Source organism: Leptolyngbya sp. BC1307 (genome assembly GCF_002286735.1).
Lineage (GTDB): Bacteria > Cyanobacteriota > Cyanobacteriia > Phormidesmidales > Phormidesmidaceae > Phormidesmis.
Genome location: NZ_NRTA01000008.1, coordinates 98,115 through 112,401 on the forward strand (window position 1 = coordinate 98,115; position 14,287 = coordinate 112,401).

The 14,287-nt window shown below is 51.4% G+C and carries 12 protein-coding genes; 4 read left to right on the top strand and 8 right to left on the bottom strand.

What is annotated here, in order from left to right; translation table 11 throughout:
• The first annotated feature begins 197 nt into the window (after positions 1 to 197).
• On the top strand, positions 198 to 1,127 hold the full coding sequence (locus tag CKL79_RS07135; protein WP_121968894.1) for a glycosyltransferase family 2 protein: 930 nt from the start codon (positions 198 to 200) through the stop codon (positions 1,125 to 1,127).
• 129 nt (positions 1,128 to 1,256) lie between these two features.
• Positions 1,257 to 3,116, top strand: a complete 1,860-nt coding sequence (hepA, locus tag CKL79_RS07140) for a heterocyst formation ABC transporter subunit HepA (RefSeq protein ID WP_121968895.1) — start codon at positions 1,257 to 1,259, stop codon at positions 3,114 to 3,116.
• Between the two features lie 111 nt (positions 3,117 to 3,227).
• Here the strand turns inward: hepA and CKL79_RS07145 are convergent, their stop codons facing one another.
• The 7 genes from CKL79_RS07145 to CKL79_RS07175 all read right to left on the bottom strand — a co-directional run bounded on the left by CKL79_RS07145 (position 3,228) and on the right by CKL79_RS07175 (position 10,831).
• Positions 3,228 to 4,157 carry a glycosyltransferase gene (locus CKL79_RS07145; RefSeq protein ID WP_121968896.1) on the bottom strand — a complete coding sequence of 310 codons (930 nt, stop codon included), beginning with the start codon at positions 4,155 to 4,157 and terminating at the stop codon, positions 3,228 to 3,230.
• A gap of 27 nt (positions 4,158 to 4,184) precedes the next feature.
• Positions 4,185 to 5,270, bottom strand: a complete 1,086-nt coding sequence (locus CKL79_RS07150) for a glycosyltransferase (protein ID WP_121968897.1) — start codon at positions 5,268 to 5,270, stop codon at positions 4,185 to 4,187.
• 52 nt (positions 5,271 to 5,322) lie between these two features.
• Complete coding sequence (locus CKL79_RS07155; RefSeq protein ID WP_121968898.1) at positions 5,323 to 6,597, bottom strand: glycosyltransferase; 1,275 nt, start codon at positions 6,595 to 6,597, stop codon at positions 5,323 to 5,325.
• Positions 6,598 to 6,698: 101 nt separating this feature from the next.
• Positions 6,699 to 7,682, bottom strand: coding sequence for a glycosyltransferase family 2 protein (locus tag CKL79_RS07160; protein ID WP_121968899.1), 984 nt, complete (start codon positions 7,680 to 7,682; stop codon positions 6,699 to 6,701).
• A gap of 785 nt (positions 7,683 to 8,467) precedes the next feature.
• Entirely contained in the window at positions 8,468 to 8,680 is a 213-nt protein-coding gene (locus CKL79_RS23470) for a hypothetical protein (RefSeq protein ID WP_205879022.1), read from the bottom strand.
• Between the two features lie 85 nt (positions 8,681 to 8,765).
• On the bottom strand, positions 8,766 to 9,917 hold the full coding sequence (locus CKL79_RS07170) for a glucokinase (RefSeq protein ID WP_121968900.1): 1,152 nt from the start codon (positions 9,915 to 9,917) through the stop codon (positions 8,766 to 8,768).
• Between the two features lie 149 nt (positions 9,918 to 10,066).
• Positions 10,067 to 10,831, bottom strand: a complete 765-nt coding sequence (locus CKL79_RS07175; RefSeq protein WP_121968901.1) for a Uma2 family endonuclease — start codon at positions 10,829 to 10,831, stop codon at positions 10,067 to 10,069.
• Positions 10,832 to 11,023: 192 nt separating this feature from the next.
• On the opposite strand from CKL79_RS07175, the gene trpB reads away from it, so the two are divergent.
• Together trpB and CKL79_RS07185 are read left to right on the top strand one after the other, a co-directional pair.
• The gene (trpB, locus tag CKL79_RS07180; RefSeq protein ID WP_240518734.1) at positions 11,024 to 12,232 is read left to right on the top strand and encodes a tryptophan synthase subunit beta; all 1,209 of its coding nucleotides are present in this window, start codon (positions 11,024 to 11,026) and stop codon (positions 12,230 to 12,232) included.
• Between the two features lie 60 nt (positions 12,233 to 12,292).
• Entirely contained in the window at positions 12,293 to 12,916 is a 624-nt protein-coding gene (locus tag CKL79_RS07185) for a ribonuclease H-like domain-containing protein (protein ID WP_121968903.1), read from the top strand.
• 6 nt (positions 12,917 to 12,922) lie between these two features.
• Here CKL79_RS07185 and CKL79_RS07190 read toward each other — a convergent pair whose 3' ends face one another.
• On the bottom strand, positions 12,923 to 13,969 hold the full coding sequence (locus tag CKL79_RS07190) for a hypothetical protein (protein ID WP_141242169.1): 1,047 nt from the start codon (positions 13,967 to 13,969) through the stop codon (positions 12,923 to 12,925).
• Positions 13,970 to 14,287: the final 318 nt, after the last annotated feature.

A 14,287-nucleotide genomic window follows, 5' to 3' on the forward strand; every position in this document is an offset into this window, starting at 1 on the left:
CTGTGGTTCGGATGCCAGTCGGTATATCGCCGATGTGGCTGCTGACTTTTCTGAGGCTACATACGACTGTGAACTGTAGGCAGGTTCTTACGCAGTCCTTAAATAAAAGACTGAAAATAAAAGACTGGTCTGGCCGAGGGTTGAAATTCTGGTGCTTGCTGATGCTGACTACACTCTAAGTTGATCTACCCTGACTTATGCCCAATCCACTGCTCACTGTTATTATCCCCACCTATAACCGTCCGGAGCTGCTACAGCGGTCAGTGCGAAGCGCGCTGGTACAAGCTGCAGATATGCCGGAGGGCAGTCTTGAGATTATCGTTGTTGACGATGGGTCTTCTGTCCCCCCATCACTGCCCGCGCATGCTGGCCTACGCCTGATTCAACTGCCAGAGAATCGCGGTGGGGCGGCAGCACGTAACGAGGGTGCTAAAGTCGCTCAGGGCCGGTATATCACCTATTTAGACGATGACGATCAGCTCTTGCCCGGAATGGCCGCCGCCGCCCTTAAGGCGCTGCGGGAGACGACGCTGCCTCAGCCAGTCGCGGTACTCGCAGGCATTGAGGTAGTTAGCTCAGCCGGGCAGATCATCAACACCCGCCTGCCGCCTACTTTGCCCAAAGGATCTTACTTTTCTCTGGAGGCGATTCAACCGGGAGAATCCTTCTTAACGAAGCAAACCCTGGTGGTTGAGCGTGAGGTGCTGCTCAGTATCGGCGGATTTGACGAAACTTTTCAATCCCGTGTTCACTCAGAGTTGTTTCTGCGGCTGAATCCGGTTTGCTCGCTTTTAGGGTTGCCTCTTGTCACCTACCAGCTTGCTGCTCACGAGGGGCCACGGGTTTCTCGTAATCCAGCGCTGCGTCAGGCGAGTTTTGAGCAGCTCGTTCAGAAGCATCGCGCCCAGTTTGAAGCACATCCTAAGCAGTTCGCTCGGTTTGTCTATCAGCATGCCCAGGTTTGCTGGCGCATAGGTCAGAGAAAAGCGGCGCTCGAAGCGCTGGTTTGGGCGACGCGGATACATCCCTTACACAGCTCGATGCTGATCATGAGGGAAATCAAGTGTCGGCTGGGTCGTTATCTCGCTGACTTTAGAGCTGAGCCACTAAAGACCTCTCAGACCTGAAAATATCTGCTGGCGTCGAAAGCGTCCTAGCATTAAGAATATTCTGAACAATCTCTTGATGCCAGTGTCTTTTCCCTGGCATCTTCTCCTGAAAAGAGGGTTTAATTCACTCCAGAGCGTTAACTGCCCATGAGACTAAAGCTGCCTGTTGCGATCAGAAGAGCCATTAAAACCACCGATTTTTGGCGAGAAAATCATTTAATCCTGCGCGAATTCAGAAACTTCCGCAGAATTGCCCTACTCGCTGTCTTATTTGCCTTGGTCGCCGCTTTTTTCGAAGGAATCACAGTTGGCTTCATTGCGTCATTTTTACAGGGATTGACGAATCCCGAAGAGCCTCCCCTGCAGACCGGAATCGCCTGGTTCGATGTCGTATTTTTAGCCACGGAGGCGTCGGCTACCGACAGAATTTACCGGCTTTCTGGGCTGCTGCTGGTGGGTGTGTGGCTGCGAGCTGGGTGTGACTATTTAGGCGTCGTATATTCTAAAAAAGCCTCTCTCACTTTAGTCGACTGCCTGCGCCGTCAGATTTTTGACCAGCTCAAGAGCTTTAGCTTGAGCTTTTATACGACCGCCAATCCTGGCGCTTTGATCAATACGGTTAGAGGAGAAGTAAAGCAAGTTCAGCAGGCCTTTGACCTGCTGTCTACTTCTCTGGTGTTTGGGGCAAAGCTACTGGCCTATTTGATCGCCATGCTGCTGCTGTCCTGGCAGCTATTTCTCGCCTCCTTCCTGGTCTTCGGGCTGATGTCTGTCGGCTTATCTTCTCTGACGAGCCGGGTGAGAGAAGCTAGCTTTGGCGTGCCTAAAGCAAACAAAATATTTACGTCTAGCGCACTTTCGTTTGTCAACGGTATTCGAACCGTGCATGCGTCGGGGACACAAGAGTTTGAGCGCCGACGCTATCATGCGGCGACCCACGATGTCTACCAGTCTCAGATCAATGTGATTAAGCTCTCGGCACTGGTACAGCCGCTGATTGAGGGTGTGGGCGCGACGCTGCTGGTAGGGCTGGTGATTGTCTCTTATGGTCTGCTGATCGCGACCGGGCAGATGAAAGCTGCGGAGCTGCTGACGTTTTTGTTTGTGTTGATTCGGACGACACCTATGCTCTCTGCGCTCAACGGTGCGCTGATCGGCTTTATGTCTTCTCAGGGATCGCTGAGCTGTGTAACTGATCTTTTAAGGCGTGACGATAAGCCCTACTTTGAAGACGGCCATCGGGCGTTTACCGGCCTGCAGCGCTCGATTGATTTTGAGACGGTTGACTTTGCTTATAACCCCGGTGAGCCGGTGCTAAGCGAGATTACGCTATCGATAAAACGAGGTGAGACGACGGCTTTGGTTGGTGCTTCAGGCGCGGGCAAGACGACCCTGGCCGATTTGCTGCCGAGGTTTTACGACCCAACTCAGGGCCGAGTGCTAGTCGATGGGATCGACCTGCGCGAGCTCAAGATCAACTCGCTGCGGCAACGCATGGCAGTTGTGAGCCAGGACACTTTTATTTTTCATACGACGGTGAAAGAGAATATTGTCTACGGGGTTGAGAGTGCCAGTGATACAGATGTTTATGAAGCGGCGCAGATGGCCAATGCCTTAGACTTTATCCTGGCGTTGCCGCAGGGGTTTGACACGGTTCTAGGCGATCGCGGTGTCCGTCTGTCAGGCGGGCAAAGGCAGCGAATTGCGATCGCCCGAGCCCTGCTGCGAAATCCAGAAATCCTGATTTTAGACGAGGCCACTAGCGCCTTGGACTCGGTCACTGAGCGGCTGATTCAAGAGTCGCTTGAGCGGCTGTCGGCAGGGCGCACGGTGATTGCGATTGCCCATCGCCTATCGACTATTGCGAATGCTGACAAAGTTGTAGTGATGGAGAAAGGGCGAATCGTAGAGCAGGGCGGCTATCAAGATCTGCTCAGGAATCGGGGGAAACTATGGAAATATCATCGAATGCAGTTTGAAACCAGCGGAGTTGGAGCAGACAAGTAAGTCTATTTTCGAGCCTTTGGCGCTGTCGGATGCTGTCGGATAGAGTATGCTACCGACAGGCACAACTCCGTAATATTCTCTGCAATCCAGCCCCGTCTTTCGGAAGCAGTCTTATGCTTTTGACCGAGATTCCTTTCCGGAGCTAGAAGACTCTCCTGAGTCAGGATGCTGATACTGAAGCATTTCCTGAAAGAAACCAGCAGCATTGGCAACTTGAGATACAAATAGCACAGCGGTTAAAGCTAGCCCTTTATAACCTTCACCATTTACAAACGGATAGCGCAGTAAGTTTAAGTAGTAGTTTTCTTCGATTTTAAAGTTACCCCAGCCCTTTTCTGCGCGAGTTTTGTGGAAGCGAAAGGCTCCTTGCCCATAGCTATAATGCTGTTTCCAAAAGCTCTTTAAGGACATGGGATGCGCATGATAGATGATGACCTCAGGGGCGTAGGTCATCTGGTATCCCTGATGCAGCCAGCGATCGCACAACTCCCGATCTTCTGAGGTTATAAAACTTTCATCGAACCCATTCAGTTCTCGAAAGCGATCAGCAGGTACCACCATATTGTTAGAGGCAAAGAACCGGGCCTCGTCGCGGACCGCGTTGTAGTGGTCATACCCCATACTGATGATATTTTGGCTGGTGGCAGAATAAGGATTATCTGGCAACGCATTGACCGTTCTGCCCCCGACGATATGGTCAGGTGCGGTAGAAAAGCAGGCTTCCAACGAAGTTAGCCAGTCTGTTGCAGGGCGACAGTCATCGTCAGTAAATGCCAGGTATTTTCCATTGGCCAGTTGAGCGGCGTGATTGCGCGCAGCGGCAGGGCCAGCATTTTCCTGCCGCTGTAGGCGAATATCCAGGCGATCAAGGAAGGGCGCAACCACTGAATCTAACCGTTGGCGGCTACCGTCATCCATGACGATAACTTCAAAGCGATCGCGGGGATAATCCATCTGAGCCAACGACTCCAGGCAACCCGCTAACTGCTGCGGACGATTATAGGTGGGAATGATGATTGAAAATAAACAATCTTGTGTCATAAGTCATCTCAGCTAGGTAATTGATTGCTAACGCTTGGCATAGCTGGCAGTTGAGGCTTCCATCAACACCTGAGAGTCTTGCTGTTGCGCAGAATGATGTTTTGCGTGACGAGTCGTCAACGTGCGATTCAGCATTCGTTCGGGCCTGACCAAAACGCTTTCTATCTTTCCGCTCCCTAGACCCAGCGTTAGTTTCGTCACAAATGGGCTGATAATCGTGCCTCGCCGACGCCATCCCTTCTGCAACTTTTTGTATTTGGTTTTAAAGTAGCTATCTTCAGCGAGATTCCATTTGCTCCGCAGACGCTTAAGGCTTCTCATTGTCCAAGCATCGCTCCAGCGCAGCATATAAAAATGCAGATCAGACCATTCTAAGGGAGGGCCAGGAACATAGGTCACAATACTGTCTGGTTCAAAGTAAACCGTCCCGCCCAACTGACGCACGCTCATACAAAAGTCCAGATGTTCTTTGGTATTGAGCATCTCTTCATCGAGAGCGCCGAGCTGATCAAAAATTGAACGGCGGACTAGAACACAGTGAAATTCTGCGAGTTCTGTCTGAGTCTGCTGCAGGCGATCGCGAATATTGGCAACCCGTTTGCCCTGGTGATACATTTTTTCTCGCAATCGCTGCTGCCCAGTTTTATCCGTCCAAATATGAGATTCCCCGCCAGCAAAGTGGACGACTTCATGAATCGGCTCGTATTGACACATCAAGGGCCCCACAACGGTCGCCCCTGTAGTCTTTGCGCACTCGACAAGAGCCGTGAGCCAGTTAGGCGAAACGATGACATCGTTGTCTAAGAAGACAACGTATTCCGTTTTGGCTTTCGACAGTCCCAAATTCCTAGCATGATTGGGGTAAGGATAATACTCAGTGCGCACTATCTGAAAGTCGTGAGCGATCGCCTGCTGCCTCAAATAGTCTCGAACGGGTGCCGGGGAATTGCCATCGACATAGATAAGCCGGTAGGGAAATTGAGTGTGCGCTAGTACGCTTTCTAAAGACTGCTGCGTGCAGCTAAAACGTTCGCGAGGAACGATTACAATTGTTACTGAAGGCTGCTCCAATGAGGAGGAATCGCTCGGTTTTTGAGCAATAGAGATAGTCATAAGGAATCTTTCCGGTATAGCTAATTAACTCAAAGGCTGTTTAACTTGCTGTTTAACTTAAAAAAAGGGCAACTTTTGAATGGGATACTGAACCGTCATTCAATAGTGATTGATAGAGGGATGAAAGCGCATCATTCAATCGGTCGAGATCATAACTTTTCTCAACAAACAGGCGTCCGGCACGCCCCATTTCTGGCCAGCGTTCTGGATGTTCGACTAGATCAATTAGCCGAGCTGCGATCGCTTCGGCGTCCCGTTCAGGCACTAAGTAGCCCGAGATCCCGTCTTCTACTAATTCTGGAATGCCGCCATGAAAGGTACTAATGACTGGTAGCCCCATCGCCATAGCTTCCTTCAAAACGTTTATGGGTGCATCTTGGTTCCCATTAGCAGCGGTCACACTAGGCGCAATAAATAGATGCGATTCTGCCAGGATCTCAATCAACTCTGCCTGGGACTTTTGCCCGATCAGTTTAATCGAGTCTTCAACGCCTAGCGAACAAATCAAATCTTCAAAATCTGGTCGTAGCAGACCTTCTCCAATGATTGTGTATTCTATATTGGGATACTGCTTTAGCGTTTGGGCCACGCCTCGAATACCATATTCGATACCTTTTTTTTCCACCAGACGGCCCGTCGTTGCAATGCGAATCACGCCATCTTTAGGAAGCTGACGAACCCGAAAAGGAAACCGGCTGTAGTCCAGGCCTGACCCGTGAACCCGAATTTTTTCCGCAGGGCACCCTAAACTGATAGCCCGGCGCTTAAAGAATTCGCAGTTTGCAAGAAAATAATCCCCGTTCTTAAACAGGGGAGCATAAATATTGTCGCCATGCTCCTGAACGAAGTTGCTGATGTCATGGCCTCTAAAGATTGTAATGAGTTTTGCAGAGGGGCAATTCATCGTCCGAAATGCCATGCCTCTGAACCCTACCGTACCAAATTGGCAATGGACGATGTCGTAATTGTAATCGTGCTGAGGATCTAATAGCAGCGTGTATAGTAACCAGAGTGAGATCGCCTGCTTCTCGTATCGGAAAAAGTTGAGAGCTTTTAAAGTTGACCGTGGGGCCTTAATAAAGTTAGAGGCCAGCAGCCTTGTTCCTTTAACAGCGCGCAGAAATAAGTTCTCAGGTATTTCTGGAAAGACGTAAGTCCTGTCGAGTAAGTGATACTCGGCCACATCTTTATGAGCTTTTGCGTGCTCGACAAGCTGGTCAGCGAAAATATCTACTTCATGACCTTGCTTCAATAAGCCTACTGCTTGATTGATAATGAATGTTTCGGAGATTACAGGAAACTCACCGACAATGAAGGCAATTCTCATAGCTGTCTTAGGAAATGGCTGCTTTGGGGGAAGAGAGTCGATGATAACTTAGACTTGTTTAAAGCGTATTTGAAAGAAAAGCTGCCCGGCATCCAAATCACCTAGTATCTAATCGATACTTGACCAAACTTCAGATGTAGCTTAGCCCAAGCACTAATGTAGCGAATTCTGAAAATTACCCAGGCAACCTTCGATTTCTCACTCCAAGTCGTGAGCTTTGGACTGCGGCAGGAAGTCTTTACATAATTAATGGGGGGGATTAAGTCCTGCATCAAAATAATCAGAAAAATGATTTCTTTGAGCAGAGATTTAGGTAGAAACTTTTGTTCTGTTAGGGTAAATAACAAAGTGTGTCTGTGAAAGAAATGATAAAGCCCGCGTTCTAATAAATCGTAGTGTCCACCCGCAAGTCGGATAGTTTTTTGCCTGATTTCCTTAAAGGAGAATCTTGCAGGATGTTTTAGCCGTACTTCTTCAGCATAAACCTGCTGATAGCCTGCTTCGTAAACACGTATGCCCCAGTCTAAATCTCCACCTGACTTGAGAGTTTCATCGAAATTTCCTACCTTCTGAACCACAGAGTCCCAGGTAAACAAATTGGCTGTTGCCCCGTACTTCATCTGCTCTAGATGTTCCGCTTGGGGAAAAGCGGTCGTCAGTTCAAACAGTTCGACTGCAGTAGGACAACTAGCATCCTTAGGAAATATCTCAATCTTGCCTGAGACCAGACCACAGTTTGGGGTGTCCAGCAATCGCTTGATACCTTTCTCAAGCCAGTCTAGGGCAGGAATGCAGTCGGCATCGGTAAAGGCAATGGCCTCTCCCTTAGCTAAGGAAAGACCTGTGTTACGCGCAGCATAGGAACCAGGCGTCGGTTCGAAGGCCAAGGTCACGTTGCTATAGGGCAGCACTGTTGTTTTAATTAGCTCTAGCTCGTTAGAGCCATTGTCTACGACGATAATTTCGAAGTTCTCTAAGCCGTAGCTCTGGTGAGCTAGCGCCGTCAAGCAGAGCTTCAATCGCTCTCCGTCATTAAAAACGGGAATAATCACCGAAACAAAGGGGCATCGTGCACCGGTCAGCATAACTTCTCTCCCTCCACCTAACTTAAACTGCACAGAAGAACGAACGAAATTCTGCTGGTGCTTTCATATCTTGCTGCCTCAGCCATGCCATTCTCTAACTGATAAGTTTTCATGGCATGAGCGTTCGAATCAATATTCCAGAGGTCATGCTCCTTTCGGGCGCTATTCTTCGTAGCTGCTAGGGTAGCTGATAGGGCTAAAAGCATAGAATGATCCCGATTGTTATAGCGGTCCCACCATCACGTCAGAGTGCCTGTGCCATTTTCTTCAACGGCGCAAGCGTAGTTGTCAGGTATTCATAAATGCTAGTGAGTTACTCCGGGCTCAGTACCATCAATATGATAGACAATGATCCAAAAACAAGTGTTCGCAATTAGCAGTTGACGTTGTTTTTTGATCCGCGACTCAATAGATTACGTCTCAGTTTTACGATCCATTAAAACTTCCAAAAGGATGCCTGATACACGCAAAATAAGAACGCTTTCGTTCGAGTAACAATGCCATCAAGGAAGTCTTAATCTAAATTGCTTCCACATTACTTCCACATTACTATAGTATTCAAAAGCCTGATGGTGCGTGAATCTTCTTTGAATCCCAGGCAAAATACCTCACCCTTCATAGAAGATTTATGCAAGCTTTACAGTCAGTGCAGACCTTAAGCCTCGCACACCCTTTCAAAGTCTTGCTCACCTGCTGACGATTGAGGGTAAGTATTGGGCGGACTGCTTGAGCAGTTCTTGATAAGTCTCAAATGAAGCCGAGGCACTCTTGTGCTTCAATACCCGTCAAGCTAAAGGCCCCGCCCGTCCTTGATGCACCACCGCCAGCCGAATCAGGCAGTATTCCTCCCAAAACAACGAGGTGTCTAAACTCAGATAAAGGCACTCTGCTTCCCACGTCGCTAACGCTGCCTGAATCATCGGGTTTGTATAAACGGTGGATGTTGATGCGACTATTGCCGAGCCAGTGCCTGACTCGTCTCTGTTTGCTTTGCGCATAGGGGCCACGGCAGGGCAAGTAAGTCGTCCATTTCGTAACTTCTCTGCACCACTAAGGGCCAGACCAGTCAAATTGACCCCATGACTAACCCTTCTGCTTCCCCTTTCCCTTCTTCCTTGCCGCCTTAGCCGCCGCAGGCTCTGCCAGGTGAGCCGTCTTCAGTCCTTCCCGATGATTGCGAGAGGCTTTGATCGTCGCCCCGATCAGGCCCACATGCTGATTGAGCACCACCCGTACCGGAATCTCATCAAGCAGATGGCTGACTCTCCCCTTGCTGGCAAAAGCGTACATAAATTCACCGCCTGTAATCAGCGGCAGGTTTTTAGCTGTCACCCCGCCCGCAATGTATAGTCCGCCTTTGGGCAGCAGCTTTAGCGACAGATTTCCCGCTTCTGAACCATACGCCTGAATGAAAATCTCCATCGTTTTTTGAGAGAGCAGATCGGTCTTTTCGGTTGCGGCCTTAGAGATCATTGCCGCTGGGTCGTCAAGTTCGCTGCGCTGACCTGCACTGCGCTCCCACATATCCATAATTTGGCCAATTTCGTGAGATTCGCTGGCATACTGGCGATCGCGCAAAAACTGGTAAATCGAAATCAGCCCCATCCCCGACACTACCCGCTCCTCAGAGACCCGCGAAATGCCGTGCTTTTCGATCAGATACTTACGCAGCTGAAACTCCAACTCCGACTGCGGTGCAAAGTCTACATGCCCCCCTTCAGAAGGAAACACCCTGTACTCACCGTTGCAGGGCAGCAAAAATCCTTGGCCCAGCCCCGTCCCGGCCCCGAGCACGGCAATCGGCGCAGACTCATCGGGCTTGCCGGGCTGTAGCTCGTAGATATCTTCAGGTTCTAAGCCCATTACGCCATAGCCAATCGCCTCAAAGTCATTGATTAGCTGCACGCTCTCAATATCTAGCGCCGCCATGAGAAATTCGCCCCGCAAAAACCAGGAGAGGTTCGTGAGCTGCGAGGTATTGCGGACGATGGGGCCAGCGATCGCTAAACAGGCCGCATGAGGCTTAATCTCAGGGACCGTCTTAGCGGCAGCGGCGAAAAACGCTTTTACCATCGGCACAAATTCGGAGTAGTCAGCGCTAGAAAATTTAGCTTCAAACAGCGTCTCTATCGGCAGTTCGTGGCTAGCATAGCGCTGAATATCTTCATCTTTGGCTTGAGCGAGCCTCAAAATAGTTTTCGTTCCGCCAATGTCTCCAGCAAGCAGTTGTACCATAGGTCTGAATGGATTTTAAAAGAGGGCTACGTTGGCAATTATCCTGAGAGCGTTCAGGCGCAAGACCAGCGTAATCAAATATTTCAGGGCTATGCTATCGGGCGTAAAAACTATTCACAATCCCTCGGAGGGCTGCTTTATGTCGTTAGCTACTCCAACCCTGCCGCCCGCAGCTTAGCTAATAAAGCAGCTTTTTCCTGCTCCGCCTGCTGAGCGCGAGCCTCAGCCTGCTGGGCCTGAACCTGGGCCTGCTGAACCTGAACTTGGGCCTGCTGAACCCGCTCTTCTGACCAGGGCACGAGCTCACCAGCGGCTGTCCACCAGCGCAGCCACGGCCCGGTGCGCACTTCATGAGTGCCTTCCCACACGCCCAAAAAGAGATCGAGCCCCGGAATAAAATAGCGGCCCTGCTCGTCAGCGGTTTCTAGCTCGTAACGGTTGTCTTGCAGAGCATATACCTCTAATTCAGCCGAGTCAGGATCGAAAATGACATATCTCGGCACTTCGATAATGCGCTCATAAAAGTACCATTTGCCAATCTTGCGGCCCGGTTTCATTGAGTATTCGCCGCAGTCGCGCTCAGACAAAAACTCCATCACCACTGGGGGAACGACGCCTTCTGTATGCGGCGTGTAGCTGCGGCGGATGCGATCGCTGGGCGGTACAGGCGCAACGTACATCCAGTCAGGCGCTTTGCAGATGATCTGACGGTTGATACCCGCGCACAGCGCAAAGTTCGAGACAATAAGCGCGTCTTTAATCACCGCTGGCTGACTGGATAGGGCCTGGGTAAGGGCAGCGGCGAGTAGCGGTTGAGCTTCGTTTTCCACAGGGTCATCCGGTAGGACAAAATCGTCTGGCAATAGCGGCCAGGTAATGCTGTAGGGCGAGGTGATAGGGGTAGTAGCGGTCATGATGACGGTGCTCTTGTCTACTCTGTTTCTATTTTAAGGTGCAGCGGTTTATCGGGTTTGACCCTTTATAATGGGGAACTTGTAAAATTTGGACTATAGACTGCTCCAAACATATTGTTCACAACTCAGGTAATCGCTGTGACTGTTACTCCTCTCTCTGCTAAAAAAACCCTTCAGGCGACAGATGAATCGCTGTCGCTCAATGCCCGCCCGGATAAGCTCGGTCGATTTGGGCGCTTTGGCGGTAAGTATGTGCCCGAAACGCTGATGCCAGCGCTGAAGGAGCTAGAAGACGCTTACTACCAATACCGGGACGAAGCTGGGTTTAAAGCAGAGCTAGAAGGACTGCTCAAAGACTACGTAGGCCGGGCCAATCCATTATATTTTGCCGAGCGGCTCACCCAGCACTATGCCAGACCCGATGGCAGCGGCCCGCAGATCTACCTGAAGCGCGAAGACCTCAACCATACGGGCGCTCATAAGATTAACAATGCGCTGGGCCAGGTGCTGCTCGCTAAGCGCATGGGCAAGCAGCGGGTAATTGCCGAGACCGGGGCCGGTCAGCACGGGGTGGCGACGGCGACGGTATGCGCTCGCTTTGGCCTAGAGTGCGTCATTTATATGGGCGTCGAAGACATGCGGCGGCAGGCGCTGAACGTGTTTCGGATGCGGCTGATGGGGGCGACAGTGAGCCCGGTCACAGCCGGTACCGGGACGCTCAAGGATGCGACATCTGAGGCGATTCGCGACTGGGTGACGAATGTGGAGAGCACTCACTATATATTGGGATCCGTCGCAGGGCCGCACCCCTACCCAATGCTGGTACGCGATTTTCACGGCGTAATTGGCAAAGAAACCCGCGCTCAGTGCTTAGAAAAGTGGGGCGGTAAGCCTGACCTGCTGCTGGCCTGCGTCGGCGGTGGCTCAAATGCAATGGGGCTGTTTCACGAGTTTGTAAGCGACACTGAGATTCGCCTGATTGGCGTTGAAGCGGCGGGCGAAGGGGCTGAGACTGACAAGCACGCGGCGACGCTGACGAAAGGTCGGGTGGGCGTGCTGCACGGGGCGATGAGCTATTTGCTGCAAGATGGTGAAGGGCAGGTGATAGAGGCGCACTCGATCAGCGCCGGGCTGGACTATCCGGGCGTGGGGCCAGAGCACAGCTATCTCAAAGATTTGGGGCGGGCGGAGTATTACAGCGTGACCGATGCCGATGCGATCGCTGCTTTCCAACTGGTCTCACAGCTAGAGGGCATCATTCCAGCGCTAGAGACGGCTCATGCGTTTGCCTACTTAGAGACGCTCTGCCCAACGCTCACCGATGAGAAAATCGTGATCAACTGTTCTGGCCGGGGCGATAAAGATGTGCAGACGGTGGCGGAGGTGCTGAAGTTTGAGTAAGCGGACGGCTGTCGGTCTGCTGAGCTGTTAAGCTGGTCTGCTAATAAAGGGGAGTGATGAGTGGAAAACTTTGAGGTGTGCGATCGCGATCTGTCGCCCGCACTGCTAGCGCGCTACCAAAAGGCTAGTGCGCTGGCAATAGATACGGAGACCATGGGGCTCAATCCGCTGCGCGATCGCCTCTGCCTGATTCAGATCAGCGACCCGGATGGCTACGTTTGCGCCATTCGGATAGAGCGCGGCCAAACCGCAGCGCCTCATCTCAAGCAGCTGCTAGAAGCTGAGGAAATTACCAAAATTTTCCACTTTGCCCGGTTTGACCTGGCGACGCTACAGCATCATCTGGGCATTGCCACCACGCCAGCTTTCTGTACCAAAATTGCCAGCAAAATTGCCCGCACCTACAGCCCTCGTCATGGGCTCAAAGCGCTGGTACAGGAGCTAGAAGGCATCGAACTTGACAAGAGTCAGCAAAGCTCCGACTGGGGCAATGCCCAAGCCCTCAGCGACGAACAGCTCAGCTACGCGGCTAACGATGTGCGCTATCTCCACTCGCTGCGCGACAAACTCACCGCCATGCTGAAGCGAGAAGATCGCTGGGAGCTATTTCAGCAGTGTTTGACCTGCCTGCCAACCTTTGTAGCCTTAGATTTGCAGCAGTACAGCGGTGTTTTCGAGCATTAGGTTCTTCTAAGCCGACAGCGCCTCAAATAAAAACCCACGCCCTTTCCGAATGGCCCGATCCAGGTAGCTAGCTGACTGCGTGGCAATCAGCACCTGCTGCCGCTGCCGGGGAGAATACTCGCACCATTCCGCGTAGGCAGGCACCGCTATCACTTCTAAAAATACTTCCCACTTGCGCAAAATCTTCTCGGGAGTGTAGTCCTGTGCTCTCAGGCTGCCCTGAGTGATTAGCGATCGCCGCCAGCTCGCATCTGCTTTTAGCCGGTCCAGGCTGTCTAGCAGCTCCCGAAAAGATTTGGCTTCCACATAGTCCTGTCCGGGCTGGCCGGTCTGCCGGTAGGCGCTTTCTACCCCTAAAACGGCAATGGTGCCGCTCAGCCAGGCGTTGTAGAGTTTGGTCGCAGGCTTACCGGCAAAGCCTCGGGTTAGCCGTCGTCGCCAGGTATCAAAAGAGCGAACGGCAATAATCGCATCGACATCGCTGTAGTCATTCCATCGGGTGTCCAGATCACTGTAGTGATTCCAGTGATTGCTATTGACGACCATGCGACCGCGCAACCCCCGTTCGGCCAGAGCAATTTGCCAGTCGCGCGACTGGAGTTCGTCGGCCAGACTATTTTCGTGGCCGAAGAAAGCAACCATCTCGAAGCGATCGCCTCGGTCAGCCTGACGCGGTATCAGCTGCGGCTGCGGCCAGTGAGGAATGTAGTAACGTTCAGCCGCAGCCGACGCCTCCGACGGATTCTGAACAATATGCATTGACGCCACTGCGCAAAGCGGTGCTTCTGCCTTCATGCAGATCAGCAGTCTCTTGGCAGCAGGCGCAATCTCGACCGTGCGAAGGGCATTGCTATGGCAAAAAACGATCCCTTCAGCGGGTAGCTGACTCGTCAGTTCGCAGGCTACACCTGCTGCCTTGAGCCACATGTAGGTCTGCACCGTCCAAGCGTAAAGCCCCAGCCCGTAACCCGCCCAATTTTGATTAGGGCCAGTCGGCAGCTGATCGGGCCAGAGAGAAGGCGGAATAAAAAATGAGATGGACGGCGTCGTCACAGCAGTATTTGGCCGATGATCATGGAGCGGGTCAATTAGGCTACAGCTTTTCACTCCGTAGACTATAGAAACAAGACATTAAGATAAGACCAAGATAGGGTTATGCTGCGCGCACAAAGCCTGCTCTACTTGTCGCCTGACAAGACCCAATGACACACACCATTTTGCCAAGAATGTCTCAGTTGGTATAAAAACAAGAGATTCCGTCCTGAAAATCTAGAGGCTTCAACAGAATATTAGCAGCGGCTAACGTCGATGTTCACTTGATAGCTTTTTCTAGCATTTGCTTCATCTGGAGCGATCGCAGTCTCTAGTCAG

Excerpts from the sequence above, each read along its gene's own strand:
- CKL79_RS07135 (WP_121968894.1), top strand. The coding sequence starts at position 198 with ATGCCCAATCCACTGCTCACTGTTATTATCCCCACCTATAACCGTCCG.
- hepA (WP_121968895.1), top strand. The coding sequence starts at position 1,257 with ATGAGACTAAAGCTGCCTGTTGCGATCAGAAGAGCCATTAAAACCACC.
- CKL79_RS07145 (WP_121968896.1), bottom strand. The coding sequence starts at position 4,157 with ATGACACAAGATTGTTTATTTTCAATCATCATTCCCACCTATAATCGT.
- CKL79_RS07150 (WP_121968897.1), bottom strand. The coding sequence starts at position 5,270 with ATGACTATCTCTATTGCTCAAAAACCGAGCGATTCCTCCTCATTGGAG.
- CKL79_RS07155 (WP_121968898.1), bottom strand. The coding sequence starts at position 6,597 with ATGAGAATTGCCTTCATTGTCGGTGAGTTTCCTGTAATCTCCGAAACA.
- CKL79_RS07160 (WP_121968899.1), bottom strand. The coding sequence starts at position 7,682 with ATGCTGACCGGTGCACGATGCCCCTTTGTTTCGGTGATTATTCCCGTT.
- CKL79_RS23470 (WP_205879022.1), bottom strand. The coding sequence starts at position 8,680 with ATGCGCAAAGCAAACAGAGACGAGTCAGGCACTGGCTCGGCAATAGTC.
- CKL79_RS07170 (WP_121968900.1), bottom strand. The coding sequence starts at position 9,917 with ATGGTACAACTGCTTGCTGGAGACATTGGCGGAACGAAAACTATTTTG.
- CKL79_RS07175 (WP_121968901.1), bottom strand. The coding sequence starts at position 10,831 with ATGACCGCTACTACCCCTATCACCTCGCCCTACAGCATTACCTGGCCG.